Consider the following 13,688-nt stretch of genomic DNA (forward strand, 5'->3'; position numbering starts at 1 on the left):
ATGAGAGAAAACGGAAGAAAACCGGATGAACTCCGCCCTTTGAGCATTCAGGCAAACGTATTGAAAAATGCACACGGAAGCGTGCTGATCAGCGCCGGGAACACACAAGTCCTGTGTACGGCAATGCTGGAGGAAGGCGTGCCGCCGTTCCTCGCGGAAACGGGTAATGGTTGGTTGACGGCAGAATATTCAATGATACCAGCTTCAACGCCGCATCGAAAAAAACGCGACGGCGTAAAACAAGATGGGCGGGGCGTAGAAATACAGCGGCTAATTGGCCGTTCGCTGCGCAGTGTATGCAATTTTGAAGGAATGGGTGAGTATACGATCTATATCGACTGCGATGTACTGAACGCAGATGGAGGTACGCGTACCGCTTCAATCAGCGGGGCATTTATCGCTGCCGCCCTTTGTATTGATAAAGCTGTAAGAGAAGGAATGCTCACCAAATCTCCACTCACCAAACATGTCGCCGCGGTATCCGCGGGGATCGTAGAGGATACTCCGCTGCTTGACCTTTGCTATGCGGAAGACAGCGGCGCGCAGGCCGATATGAATATGGTTGCGGCAGATGACGGGAATATTGGGGAAATACAGATCAGCGGAGAAAAGCGTACGGTTACGGAAGAGGAGTTTACGGTTTTGATGGCCCTATGCAAGAAAGGAATCCATCAAATCATCGCCCGGCAGAAAGAAATTTTGAAAGAAGAGGGAATTACAGTATGAAACAATTGATCATTGCGACAAATAACCAGGGAAAGGTTAGGGAGATCAAAGCGATCCTTGGAGATTTTTATGATGAAATCAAATCTTTAAAGGATGCCGGAATCGCAGTTGATGTAGTGGAAGATGGAGACAGTTTCCACGCGAACGCGCGAAAGAAAGCAGTGGAAATCAGCGAAATGGTGGAAGGCGATGTTTTGGCGGATGACTCCGGACTATGTGTGGAAGCGCTCGATATGGCGCCCGGGATCTACTCGGCCCGCTTCTCCGGGGAAGGAGCAACTGACGAAAAGAATAATGCCAAGCTTCTCTCGTTGGTGAAAGAGCAGGAAAACCGCCGGGCATGGTTCGTATGTGCACTGGTGCTGGCAAACGGGGGAAAAGAAAAGTTATATGTCGAAGAACGCGCGGAGGGAAAAATCATCGATGAGCCGCGTGGAGAAAACGGGTTTGGTTATGATCCGCTCTTTTATGTCGAAGAATATGGCCAGACCTTTGCTGAAATTCCGCCAGAGGTCAAGAATAAGATCAGCCATCGTGCAAAAGCATTGAAAAAGCTTCAGGAAAAAGTGCAGGAGATATAGGTGGGACAGTATATACACGCCCTTGTACTGAGTGATACACATGGAAACAGGAGTGCGATCGATGCGGTGTTGGGGCAGAATCAAAATGTGGAATATATCTTTCACTTGGGAGATAATATAGCGGATGCACGTTATATTGACCAAAATATACGCGCCAAGGTAATTTGCGTAAAAGGAAACTGCGACGTAGGTGACGCAGGCAACACAGAAGATGAGATCGTGCTAGTAGGGCAGAAGATATTACTTACACACGGGCATTTTTATAAAGTAAAATATTCATATGACAGGTTGTTTTACCATGCGAAAGAGTGCGAGGCGGCGGCCGCATTATTCGGGCATACACATAGGCAATACTGCGAATACGAAGATGGTTTATGGCTGGTGAACCCGGGGAGTGCCGGCGCATCCTGGGATGGGAATATTTACTATGCAACATTACTGATCGGAAAAATGGGAGTCATTCCTAAATTGCGAACATTAAAAACATAAAGGGCAGGTCTTATATAAGGCCTGTTTTTGTTTATAAGCAGATTCTTAAGGGTAATATAAGAAAGAATGGATGGGTCAGTTCGCATGCAAAAATTTTGGAGCAACGCAGCGCCATATCTGAAGTCTTTTTTGAAGTGGGTCATATGTTCAGCCGCAGTGGGAGCTGTGGCCGGAACTATTGGCTCTGTTTTTTGCCTTCTGATTAATCAAAGCTCGCAATTCTTCTTGGAACATAATTGGATAATCTGGCTGCTGCCAGTTGGCGGAATATTCATCGTGCTGTTATATCGATGGTGCAAAAAAAGTCATGATAATGGAACAGACACCGTAATTTTCTCTGTACGGAAAACGGACCGTATTCCCACTGTTATGGTACCGCTTATCTTTGTCAGCACGCTGCTCACGCGTGCTTTTGGCGGCTCGGTTGGTACAGAAGGAGCGGCGATCCAGCTTGGCGGAGGGCTTGCATCCAGCCTCGGCAGGATGTTCCGTATGGATGCTAAGGAAAAGAAGATTATGATCATGTGTGGCATCAGCGCTGGGTTTGCTGCTGTGGTTGGGACGCCTGTAACGGCGATTGTACTGGCGCTGGAGCTTGTAGGGATCGGCGTTGTTTACTATTCGGCTATCCTGCCGTGCGCATTATCTTCTGTTGTAGGCTTTATGATTGCATCTGCATTTCACATTGATTTTCCACGGTATACATTGAAAGGGATTCCTGAGCTAGGACCAATATCAATTCTGCAAGTGGCAGTTCTGGCGGCTATGTGTGGGCTTGTCAGTATACTGTTCTGCATTGCGCTCCGGAAATCGAAACAGTTATATGAGCACGTTTTTCCTGGTAAAATTTCCCGCGTAATAGCTGGAGGCCTTCTCATTGTAGGCCTTACTTACATGGTGGGAAACAACTTGTATAATGGAGACAGCATTGGACTGATTGGCGCAGCGGTAAACGGCAATTCCGCACCGCAGGATTTTTTATGGAAAATTGCATTTACGTCCCTTACGATCGGTGCGGGATTTAAGGGAGGAGAAATTGTCCCGACTTTTGTTGTTGGAGCGACTTTTGGCAGTTTTGCCGGGAATTTGCTGGGGCTTTCTCCATCTATGGGCGCCGCGACCGGGCTTGTCGCAGTATTCTGTGGAGCGGTGAATTGCCCGCTGACTGCGTTTGTTCTGGGGCTGGAAGTGTTCGGATCTGGGGCTGGATTGTTTTTTCTTTTGGCATGTGCGGTCAGCTATGTTTTTTCAGGATATTATGGGCTTTATCCAAGTCAAAAAATATGGTTCGATAAGGTACGGGCGGCATTTATAGGAAGAAATGCAAAATAGGCGCTTAAATTTTAGTTCCCTATCATGAAAGCAGCCGTCGAAGATAGACGTTGAGGCGGTGTGCGGCACTCGGGATATTGCCACATATTTGTACTTGCTTGCAGTAGGCGCTGAGCGAATGGGGAGCTCTAGTGAAATTGTAATAGAATATATAAAAGTACTGGCTGCCTGAAAAAGCCCAAAGCAAATTCGGGATTTTTTGTTGTTTGAAATGCTGGTGTAAATGCTGTATAATAAATAAAATATTGTTTGTTTTAAATTCAGCACAGCATCTGAAAGGGTCGGTATCATGAATTCTGTATATTATCAGTTGGAATTGGATCGTAATATTCCCGTTCCGCTTTATTATCAACTGAAACAGTTTATGATTGAAAATATTGAAAATGGGAAGCTGAAGGAAGGGGATGCCGTTCCGACAGAAGAAGAACTATGTGGAATACTCAATATCAGCAGGGCCACAATTCGCCAAGCATTCAGCGAGCTTGTAAACGAAGGGCATTTGAAACGCCAGAAAGCGAAAGGGACCTTTATTGCGAAACCTAAAGTAGAGGGGCGTTTTTTTCAGGTCATTGAAAGTTTTAATGATGAGATGAAGAAGAAAGGCTTGCAGCCTTCTTCGGTGGTGGTAGATTCGGGGATCATGCATGACAGGGAAGTCCTCGAACAATTGAGCCTTGATGGGCGCTCGTCCTGCGTATATATCAATCGCGTAAGATACGCGAACAATGATCCAATGGTTTATGCACGTACGTATCTTCCGGCTAAACCTTTTAAAGAACTATTGAAGGTAGACCTTGGAAAGCATTCCTTATATAAAACTTTAGAGGAAAAATTTGGGGTTGTGGTACACCGGGTTTCGCGCAGATTGCAAGTGGGGCTTGCGGACGGGGAACTCTCGGAGTTGCTGGCAATACCGGAAGGATCGCCGATTTATGTGGTTTACACGCTTTCTTATACGAAGAATGGAACACCGGTGGAATATTCGATTGCAAAATACCGGGGAGACCTAAACGAGTTTCGTATCGATCTTGAGAGAGGGTAAAACAGAAATAAAAAAGGATGCCGGAGGGCATCCTTTTTTATTTATTCTTACGAACGTTCAAAATCTTCAATCGATTTTGAAATATTGTGCGGGATTGGATCCCAGCCAATTTTCTTGAAAAGTGCCGCGATCGAAATCGGAATATAAGTCAGGATAAAGAAGGGAAAAGAAAAGGTGTATAGTATTTTCTTCACCGGACTCGTATCGTGGATTTCATTCCATTCAGTAACCGTGGTAATCAACCCTACAAGGAACAACATAATATAGAAATTGAACAGCGATGAAAGAATGGCTGTAGTTGTAGTGGAAAAGACAAGATGTTGAATGTAAAAGTTGCTTCCCATCATACCGTTCAGAAGGAAACATGCGTTCACAAGAATGCTAGCAAGCGATACAAAGATCGCTGGAGCAATGGTGATAAACATATCATAGCAGGCAAAGCGCCGCTCTAAGGCAAAACCTTTTAAAAGCCCTTTGGTATATTTGCCCAAAACCTGATAAAAACCTTTGGACCAACGCAGGCGTTGCGTCCATGACTGTTTCCACGTACAGGGCTGTTCGTCATAAATTTTCGCATCGCCGCAATAGCCAATGGTTTCACCATGGATAATACTATCTACAGAAAATTCGATATCCTCTGTAAGCAGATGGTGCTTCCACCCGTGGTTTTTCTGGATAATGTCATTGTGGATTAAAAAACCGGTGCCCGAGATTGCGCAACTGGTTTTGAGCATCATGCGCGGATTATTGAGATATTTCGATTCCCGCAAAAACCACAAGGAGTAGCCGGCGGAAATCCAATTGGTGCCATAATTCTTTGAATTGCGGTAGCAGGTGAGTACCCGATAGCCCTGATCGAACAGCTTATTCATTTCTGCTACGTAATTTTCATCAAGCAGATTATCGGCATCAAATACAAAATAGCCCTCGAAAGCATTTTTCCCATAATCACGTTTGATGGCATTCAAAGCGTAGCTTAAAGCATATCCTTTCCCTACATATTTCTTGTTGTAGCGCTCATAAACATTGGCGCCGGCTTTTTCGGCGACTCTGGCCGTATCGTCAGTACAATTATCAGCAACAACAAAAATATCGATTTTGTCCTGAGGATATTTTTGCTTTTTAATACTGCTGATAAGTTGTCCAATCACCGCGCTTTCATTACGCGCTGCAATCAGGATTGCAAAATGATGATTTTTTGCAGCTGCCGCAGGTTTTTTAGGCTTTTTAAAAAGTGCAACCACGACATAAATCACCTGATACGAGTAAAGTGCGGTGAAAAGTATAAACATTGCTAAATTGAAGTTTGTAATAAACGATAACAAATTAAGCCCTCCTTCGCCATGTGTGGCCATTTTTAATGAACCGCCTTTTTCACACAAGTTCAGATTATAGCACAGTAGTATGTCAAAATCTATGCGCAAATTCTGAACATTTCATTACAATTTCACTATATTGTTTGCATATGATAGATTGATACCCTTTTTACAGAAGAGTAATGCATTATTTCATTATTTACTTGAATAAACAAAATTTCTATGCATTTCTTATCATGGAAATATAGAAAAGCAATTGACTTTTGAAAGTGCGTTTGCTATAATTTCTAATTGTCAGCCGAGGCTGGAATATTTCAACAAGGTTGCGCCACGAGTGCTATGCGCCTGTAGCTCAGTTGGATAGAGCAACGGCCTTCTAAGCCGTGTGTCAGGGGTTCGAATCCCTTCAGGCGCGCCAAAAAGATAAACAAGGACATGGTGGGTATAGCCCAGTTGGTTAGAGCGCCAGGTTGTGGCCCTGGAGGCCGTGGGTTCGAATCCCACTACTCACCCCATTTTTCTTTTTATCTTTTGTCATTGGGGTATCGCCAAGCGGTAAGGCACTGGATTTTGATTCCAGCATTCGTAGGTTCAAATCCTGCTACCCCAGCCAAAAAAAATGTCTGCAGATTAAAAAAAGACTATACACATGTCTGCAGTTATGATATAATAACTGACGTTCCACGCAAAATGACCCACTAGCTCAGGTGGTAGAGCACTTGACTTTTAATCAAGGTGTCCGGAGTTCGAGTCTCCGGTGGGTCACCAGAAAAAACTGCTTGAACAAAGGGTTTCAGGCAGTTTTTTTGTTTTATTGAGAACCGCCTGAATCACGAAAACAACTAATTTGTACAAAATCTGTACAAAATTCTTGGAAGGATGAAGCATCAGTCGCTATATTCAGCAAGGTATTGTACAATCTGGAACAAGCGAAAGAATCTACTAAACCTCTTTTGGCGGAGAAAAAGATAGGTGCACATTGTTTAGTACCCCCGCTCTTATTCGTTCATCTTAACAATATAAATCGTATACACCAATAAAGACAGAAATAATTTCATCACTAGCTGCGTATTTTTGAAATGTGCAATCCCATTCATTTTTGTTTTTCTCGCGTTTCGTCCTGCACAAAGGACACGTTTTCAAATAATTTTCTACAACCGATAAAACATTGGAAAAATTTTTATTCTCTTTATTAAAAACGATTAGTGAAGTTTTGATGTCGCGCCATGTAGTATAACTAAATAATTGTTCCAGTGCTTCTTTAAATTTTTTCTCTCCATGCCAAATCTTACACTCAGCAATATATGCCGCCTTGCTATCAAACAAGATATGTATATCCGTTTTTCCAACCTTGTTAAATGTCTCGCCCGTTACATTTGAATAATGTGTGTTCAAATGAGAAACGACAATATCTCGCAATTCTTCTTCCTGTAATTTGATAAAAGTAGATGCTGTTTTTTCCATAGAAGTGCATGACATACTAATTATGTTGTTGATATTTTCATAATCTTTATCAGAAATAGTGTATTCAGGCTTTGAAAATTTCTTTTCTGGTCTGGATGGTATTGTTTTACTTTTCTTTGCAAGTACAACAGGGACTGTGTTTGGCGCATTCGGGTTAAGGTTTAGAGGTAAATCTAATTTTGCGCGCAAAGCAATATAATCTCCCGCCTTTTTACGTCTTTTTTCCAGAGATTCTTTTATGGATAAATTAAGGGAAGTGTTAAATTTTTTCACATCATCGTTTATATAGTCAATATTTTTTATATACTTGTCAAATCGGCATTTAAATTGAGAGAGAATAAAGTCTTTCTGATTTTCTTTACTTTCTAATTCCTGTCTAGTGTATTCTAAAGAATATTTAATTATACCACATTTATTACTAGTGGAACTCTCGACAGAATCAACCTCAAAGCGGCTCATTATATACGTCGATGCTTGAAAATATAGCAATTTTTCATTGCCCTCGAAAGGAACAGAGAACGTCATCTTATATCCATCCATAGAAAAATATTCAGATTCATATGGATTATGATGATGAAATTTATTATATCGTTTAATAGTGGTTTCTTCCAAATTATAAGTGATATTCTCTTCATAAAGAGTAATCGGCTCAATAGTATATTTATTCCATAGAAATTTCGTCCATTCGTTGATATCAATATTTAGAATTTCTTCATTAGTGATTTTACCAATATCAGAATCAACAGTTTCTTTTATCTTCTTGAATAAGTCTGACAAACTTCCCCGTATAAAAAGTTCAGGCATCTTTGAGTCCTCCCATAGTTTAGGTGTCTTTTATTATACCACTTAAACGAGTCATATGAAGGTTATCATCAAAAACGATTGTTTATGATAAAATTTTTAAGTGCTGAAAAATCACTGCTTTTTACAGCATTTTCTTTCTCAAAACATTTCTCAAAAACATGCTCCCTTTTACCTCCGTTTATGATATGATGGTTATATTAAATAAAAGGTGGTTTTCATTATGATTATTGGCTATGCAAGAGTAAGCACAGAACAACAGGAATTAGCACGTCAAACAGATGCTTTGACTGCCTATGGCGTTGATGAACTATATACAGAAAAAATCACAGGCACAAAAGCAAACCGTCCCGAATTGGATAAAGTGAAGATGATAGTCCGCGCGGGCGATACCGTTGTCATTGAATCCCTTTCACGGTTAGGACGCAGCAGTAAAGACCTTTTGACATTGATTGATGAATGGGATAATAAGGGCGTTAAATTAATATCTCTAAAAGAAAATATAGATACTTCAACACCTACAGGGAAATTGCTTTTAACAGTTCTTTCCGCTATCTGCCAGTTTGAACGCGATATAACGGTACAGCGCACACAGGAAGGGCTAAAAGCGGCACGGGCAAGGGGTAGGAAGGGCGGCAGACCGAAAGCCGATTCTAAAGCCGTAGAACGCGCTGTACGCCTTTATGATTCACAGGTGCACAGCATTAAGGAAATCACAGAAATGACTGGCATATCGTCTGCTACGCTTTACAGAGCGATACAGGCAAGGCGGCAAACAGCAAGTTAAAAAATACATCTAAAAAAATACCACACGTTATAAAAACAATGGCGGGGCGGCAAGTAATACATATCTCAGTGTTACTCTACCGCCCCGCATATTTCATTATAACTCTCTTTGACATGAAAAATCACATTTTTCTATATCAGTAAATTTGTGAAAATTTATGTCAAACCGGTGTTTCTGTATCGTCTGTTGCTGTTGCGCTGGGTGCTGGTGATTTTTCTGCCGTTGGTTCGGGGGAAAGAGATACAGATGATTCTACCGCCTCAGGTGCTTCTGTAGGTATCGGAGCATCAGTTGGTGACTGCGTATCTGCTACACTTGCAGATGGAACAGCTATATTATCAGATTGTATAGGCTCTTGTATTGACTGCTTGGATAAGGTATCGGTACCAGCGTGTAACCGCTTGCCACACAAAAAATTATTTCTGATATCATCGTCAACCGTTACTATCACTACCTTTCCCTGTGACAGTGACGCTTCTATCATCTGGTTATTTCCTAAGTAGATGCCCATTCCGATATTTGTACAAATAAAATCTCCGCGCTGTAAATCGTTAATATTCTCGACTGTAGGATAATACTTATCCTGCGTCCATCCTAATAGATTCATAAATCCTATATTACTCCCGCTTTTCTTTAAAGCATAATAAACCAATCCAGAAGCATCAAAAGAATCTGGGCCCTTGCCACCGTAAGAGTAAGGTTTATCTAACTGTGCTTTTGCCACATCAATAAATGCTTCAACATCAGCAATAACAGGCGGCTCCGGCGTAGGTGTTGGTGTAGGCGTAGGTGTCTTGCTATAAACAGAAGCGCGTCCAAACCATATATCTACTATACGTGTTAAATCGTCAAATTGCGTTGTTACTTGGAAAGTTCCATCATTGTTAATTGCACTCGATGCCTGTGCAAATCCATTATCATTAGATTTTAAAACAATTTCGACACTACCACTATTCATGCCACTAATATATCCGTTTATTTGCGCTGTCACGGTGTATGGTGAATAAAAAGAATATCCCGTTCTCAAATCAGGATTGGTCGCCCACTCGTCAAAATTATTCTTTGATGTTAATTCCACTACGATTGAATTAACGTGGACTGTTTTGCCACTATATCCATCCACCCAATCAAACTCTTTATTGGGATAGCAGGGAAACTTCGTGCCAACCGGAACATCTGCTAAAGAAGTCCTTACCGAACCTCCTGTTCCTTGCCCTGTAACCGATACACCTGTATCTGTGCTTCCAATCCACCAATTACCATTAGAACCAATGTATGGCGTTTGACCGTCGGCACCATCCCGACCATCTTCACCATTTGCCCCATCTTTGCCGTCTTGTCCATCCCTACCGTTTCTCCCATCCGTACCAGAAATAGATTTTGATGCTGTTGATGATGGTGAAGCGGACGGCGAAGCACTTGGCGTTGGTGAGACACTTGCCGACGGAGATACTGTAGGCGTTATCTCATCTTGCTGTTCAGAATTTGATATAACCGTTTCTGTAGGTTCTGGTGATTGTTGCTGTCCATCTTTACCACACCCCGCAAACGTGGCAACAACCATAGACAGTACAGCCAATAGACATATTATCTTTTTCATTTTCATTTCCCCTTTCACTTGCAACCCATATGTATTATTTCTATTTTATAACAACCAAACAGCAAATTCAACAATAGGCGTATTTATATACGCCTTAAATATAATCGCAGGTATTACACTATATAAAGAGGTATTTTTTATGGCTAAAATTGGCGATACATTAGGTAATAACCTTCAACAATTAAGAAAAAATAATCATTTAACACAAAAACAGGTTGCGCAGCGTATCGGTGTTTCTGTATCTGTGATTAGTTCGTATGAAGTCACGCACCGTACCCCATCTTATGATGTGCTTATCAAACTTGCAAATCTGTACCACACTACCACTGATTATTTATTGGGAAGAACCAAAACTAATGTTTTGGATTTAGAGGGTTTATCTCCCGATGATATAAAAATCGTTACTGAGATGGTTGAACACCTTCGGGAAAAAAATAGATAGAAAAAACCAAAAAAACACCGTTTCCACTGGAAACGGTGTTTCTTTTCCCATTACTTCTAAAAAAATAGTTAAAAGGGGTTGACAAATCAATCAAAATGTGCTATACTATAAAAGTATCACAAAAAAAGCGACGTTTACCTCGCTAATTTAAGTATACTACAACCGCGAGAAATTGTCAATAACTTTTTGTGAAAAAATATTAAAAATTTGAGGTGAAAAAATAAATGAATTTTAAAAAAGAAGAAATGTCGGTCGATATGACAGATATGAAAAATTATGTAAATGATACTGCCATAATGCTTGCGAGCACATGGCAGGCAATCAATCATATCGCAAGCGAAAGCGATAGGTTGGAAGCGATACAAACTCTCCTGAATTACAGTTTCACGGGGATTTTGCAGGAAAGTTCTAATTCTATCGTGAATATGGTAATAGCACAAGCACTCCCCAATGTAAATGCTGCACAGCAAAGATACGATTACCAATGTGGGAAAAAAACATCTGAATCTAACAATAGCGGTGGCAGACCGCGCGAAATTGATTATGAAGAAATTATGAGATATCGCGCTTGCGGTTATAGTTATGGTACTATCGGAAAAATGACAGGCATAAATATCAGTACTCTCAAAAGTATTGTAAGAAGAGAAAATATATCTTCTCTCTCATCTCAGGAAAGTGGTTGCAAACCCGATGGTTTACAACCACTTAATAAGAATAATGAAAAAGAAAAGAATAATAATAAAGAGATAGAGACAAATATAAAGGTAGAGGTCGATGATGCGGCGAAGATTGAAAGAAAGTTAGATTTTGAAAAACTGGCTTGTTCTAACTCTTTGCAGAATTTTGACGGTTCAAATTCATCATTAAATGATAGAATACAAAGCAAAATCGTATCCTTGGCAACAGAATATAAAGAATATGGGATAAGTGCGGATGATATCAAAGAAAGGTTCGGCAATTACGAAGATTTATCCGCAGAAGATGCTCATATGTATTTTAAAAAATTATGTTTGTTTGAAAATCGTATGAGGGCGCAGCAAACGCCTATAGTACCTTTAGATGACAGCGATGTGCCATTCTGAATTTTTGAATAGATATACTTATACATATCTATCATATAATAATTTATCTCCCTTAATTGCTTTGGAAAATATGATAAACACTTTGGAAAAAAGAGGGTATTTATATGCAGGAGAAATTATTCAAAAGTGTTTTATACAACAAAAGCCGTGCAGGATATATTGAAGATAGGCAGAACTTCAATGTATCAGTTGCTTCGAGAAAGGAAAATTGATTTCTGCCGTTATGGTAATGAATATCGATTCACTAAGCAACAAATAAATGCCTATCTGAAATCAGTGGGTTTACCTCCGGTTTTTGAGACGGATAGCGCTTTACAAACAGATTCCAGTGTGGTAGAGTGCTATCATCAACCGGATAGTACTTTGAAAACTGAATATAGTGACAACGATGCTTCTCCTTCCGCCGAAAGGAAGGAAGAAGCAGAAATGAAAAATACAAATAAAACATATTCAAAGCGCGGCAATCCGTTTAAGCGGAAAGGCAAGAAAGGTATCACGTGGGTTGCCATGTATTTTATAACTGACAGCGAAGGAAAACGCAAACAGAAATACAAGGGCGGGTTTCAAACAAAAGCAGAGGCGCAAATGTTTTTGGACGATATACGCGCTAAAATTGCAAATCACACCTATAGAGAGCCCTCAAAGATAACCGTGAAAGAGTATATTGAAAAATGGTTTGAGGACAACTATAAGCGGTATGAAAACAACGGAAATAATCAACGGCAGTATTCTTCCAATACCATCTATCAGTATGAGAATGATATACGGAGAAATATTGTGCCTTATATTGGTGGGATTCTGTTGCAAGCCCTTAACAGGCAACATGTTAAAAAATTATATGATGACCTGTTGGAGCGCGGTTTATCGGCAAATTCTATACGGCTGACAAATTCTGTATTATCAAAAGCATTAAACGAGGCGGTATATGATGGATTGATTGCCATCAATCCGTGTAAGGGGGTAAGGAAACCCAAAATAACACATTATGCGGCAAAAGTATTTGACAAAGAAGAAACAATACGCCTCATGAATGCAATTAAAGGAACAAGCGTTGAATTGCCTATATTGATTGCATTGTCTTTAGGGTTACGACGAGGCGAGGCATTGGGAATTCGTTTTAGTGATTGTGATTTCAGAAATAATACGATTCACATTCAGAGGCAAGTTACAATGGTAAAGCATGACGGTCAAGGATGTGAAGTTTACGGTCTTGCGCCCTTAAAAACCGAAAAGAGCAATCGCATTATAGGTGCGCCTCCGACGCTTATGGGTATGGTTAAGAAGCGTTGGGTACAAGTAGCGAAAGATAAACGCAAGTGTGAGAACTATCAGGATATGGATTTAGTTTGTTGTCACGAAGATGGTACATTTTTGAATCCCAAAAGCGTTTATCGCCAATACAGGCGTATTATTGCCCGCGCAGGATTGCCTGCAAACAGGTTCCATGACCTACGCGGCACACAGATAACGATGGCATATGCGCAAGGAGCACCATTGAAGTATATATCCGAAAATGCGGGGCATAGTACAATTAACATGACAGCAAATACATATTGTCAAGTAACGCCGGAGAGCCGCCATGTATGCGCGGATATCATGCAGTCGGTATTGTTTGGAACACAAGCGGCAACCACCTGAAGTATAGAGATGAGAAATGCACAAAATTTGTACAAATTCATATTGTGCCGTGTAGTGTCATACGATATCGCAAAACGCAAGAAATGCTTTTATACAGCCGAAAATCGGCTTTATAGAAATCTTAAAAAAGCAGTAAAAAAACATCTTTTAATCAAGGTGTCCGGAGTTCGAGTCTCCGGTGGGTCACCAGAGAAAAAGCCGTTATATAAGCGGCTTTTTCTTATTTCTGGGTATTATTTTTCGTTTCATAGTTTCGAATGATTTCCGATTGGTTTAGGCATTCCTTGTGCATTCACCCAAGGCTTTAATATGCAAACTCATCTTCCGAAGACGTCATGTATGCGGAGGCTATGCCTTTATAGGTGCGGATATAAATAAACGTCTTCAT

Annotated in this window: 12 protein-coding genes and 4 tRNA genes; 13 read left to right on the top strand and 3 right to left on the bottom strand. The window is 40.8% G+C overall.

What is annotated here, in order from left to right; translation table 11 throughout:
- The 5 genes from rph to H8S18_RS01100 all read left to right on the top strand — a co-directional run bounded on the left by rph (position 1) and on the right by H8S18_RS01100 (position 4,170).
- Positions 1 to 726, top strand: a complete 726-nt coding sequence (gene rph, locus H8S18_RS01080) for a ribonuclease PH (RefSeq protein ID WP_186856466.1) — start codon at positions 1 to 3, stop codon at positions 724 to 726.
- Complete coding sequence (locus tag H8S18_RS01085) at positions 723 to 1,307, top strand: XTP/dITP diphosphatase (RefSeq protein WP_186856467.1); 585 nt, start codon at positions 723 to 725, stop codon at positions 1,305 to 1,307. Before rph ends, H8S18_RS01085 begins: the two co-directional genes overlap by 4 nt.
- Complete coding sequence (locus H8S18_RS01090) at positions 1,308 to 1,796, top strand: YfcE family phosphodiesterase (RefSeq protein ID WP_186856468.1); 489 nt, start codon at positions 1,308 to 1,310, stop codon at positions 1,794 to 1,796.
- 276 nt (positions 1,797 to 2,072) lie between these two features.
- Positions 2,073 to 3,128, top strand: a complete 1,056-nt coding sequence (locus H8S18_RS01095; protein WP_186856469.1) for a chloride channel protein — start codon at positions 2,073 to 2,075, stop codon at positions 3,126 to 3,128.
- 289 nt (positions 3,129 to 3,417) lie between these two features.
- A complete protein-coding gene (locus tag H8S18_RS01100) occupies positions 3,418 to 4,170 on the top strand; it encodes a GntR family transcriptional regulator (protein ID WP_186856470.1) in 753 nt (250 codons plus the stop codon).
- 47 nt (positions 4,171 to 4,217) lie between these two features.
- Here the strand turns inward: H8S18_RS01100 and H8S18_RS01105 are convergent, their stop codons facing one another.
- Positions 4,218 to 5,495 (bottom strand): glycosyltransferase family 2 protein, encoded by a 1,278-nt coding sequence (locus tag H8S18_RS01105; RefSeq protein ID WP_243165024.1) that lies wholly within the window; start codon positions 5,493 to 5,495, stop codon positions 4,218 to 4,220.
- A 332-nt stretch (positions 5,496 to 5,827) separates the two neighbouring features.
- Here H8S18_RS01105 and H8S18_RS01110 point away from each other — a divergent pair.
- The 4 genes from H8S18_RS01110 (at position 5,828) to H8S18_RS01125 (ending at position 6,254) form a co-directional block, all read left to right on the top strand.
- Positions 5,828 to 5,904 (top strand) — tRNA-Arg (locus H8S18_RS01110).
- Positions 5,905 to 5,924: 20 nt separating this feature from the next.
- Positions 5,925 to 6,001 (top strand) — tRNA-His (locus H8S18_RS01115).
- A 23-nt stretch (positions 6,002 to 6,024) separates the two neighbouring features.
- Positions 6,025 to 6,099 (top strand) — tRNA-Gln (locus H8S18_RS01120).
- Positions 6,100 to 6,178: 79 nt separating this feature from the next.
- A tRNA-Lys gene (locus tag H8S18_RS01125) sits at positions 6,179 to 6,254 on the top strand.
- Between the two features lie 243 nt (positions 6,255 to 6,497).
- Here the strand turns inward: H8S18_RS01125 and H8S18_RS01130 are convergent.
- Positions 6,498 to 7,754, bottom strand: a complete 1,257-nt coding sequence (locus tag H8S18_RS01130) for a hypothetical protein (protein ID WP_186856472.1) — start codon at positions 7,752 to 7,754, stop codon at positions 6,498 to 6,500.
- A 220-nt stretch (positions 7,755 to 7,974) separates the two neighbouring features.
- Between H8S18_RS01130 and H8S18_RS01135 the strand changes: the two genes are divergently transcribed.
- The gene (locus H8S18_RS01135; RefSeq protein WP_186856473.1) at positions 7,975 to 8,538 is read left to right on the top strand and encodes a recombinase family protein; all 564 of its coding nucleotides are present in this window, start codon (positions 7,975 to 7,977) and stop codon (positions 8,536 to 8,538) included.
- A gap of 160 nt (positions 8,539 to 8,698) precedes the next feature.
- Here H8S18_RS01135 and H8S18_RS14765 read toward each other — a convergent pair whose 3' ends face one another.
- A complete protein-coding gene (locus H8S18_RS14765; RefSeq protein WP_186856474.1) occupies positions 8,699 to 10,138 on the bottom strand; it encodes a C40 family peptidase in 1,440 nt (479 codons plus the stop codon).
- Between the two features lie 139 nt (positions 10,139 to 10,277).
- Here H8S18_RS14765 and H8S18_RS01145 point away from each other — a divergent pair, with 139 nt between their 5' ends.
- The 3 genes from H8S18_RS01145 (at position 10,278) to H8S18_RS01155 (ending at position 13,300) form a co-directional block, all read left to right on the top strand.
- Complete coding sequence (locus tag H8S18_RS01145; RefSeq protein ID WP_186856475.1) at positions 10,278 to 10,580, top strand: helix-turn-helix domain-containing protein; 303 nt, start codon at positions 10,278 to 10,280, stop codon at positions 10,578 to 10,580.
- Between the two features lie 224 nt (positions 10,581 to 10,804).
- Complete coding sequence (locus H8S18_RS01150) at positions 10,805 to 11,662, top strand: hypothetical protein (protein WP_186856476.1); 858 nt, start codon at positions 10,805 to 10,807, stop codon at positions 11,660 to 11,662.
- 126 nt (positions 11,663 to 11,788) lie between these two features.
- Positions 11,789 to 13,300: a tyrosine-type recombinase/integrase gene (locus H8S18_RS01155; RefSeq protein ID WP_186856477.1), complete on the top strand. Its 1,512-nt coding sequence runs from the start codon at positions 11,789 to 11,791 to the stop codon at positions 13,298 to 13,300.
- The last annotated feature ends 388 nt before the right edge of the window (positions 13,301 to 13,688 follow it).

The organism is Christensenella tenuis (assembly GCF_014287795.1).
Classification (GTDB): domain Bacteria; phylum Bacillota; class Clostridia; order Christensenellales; family Christensenellaceae; genus Christensenella; species Christensenella tenuis.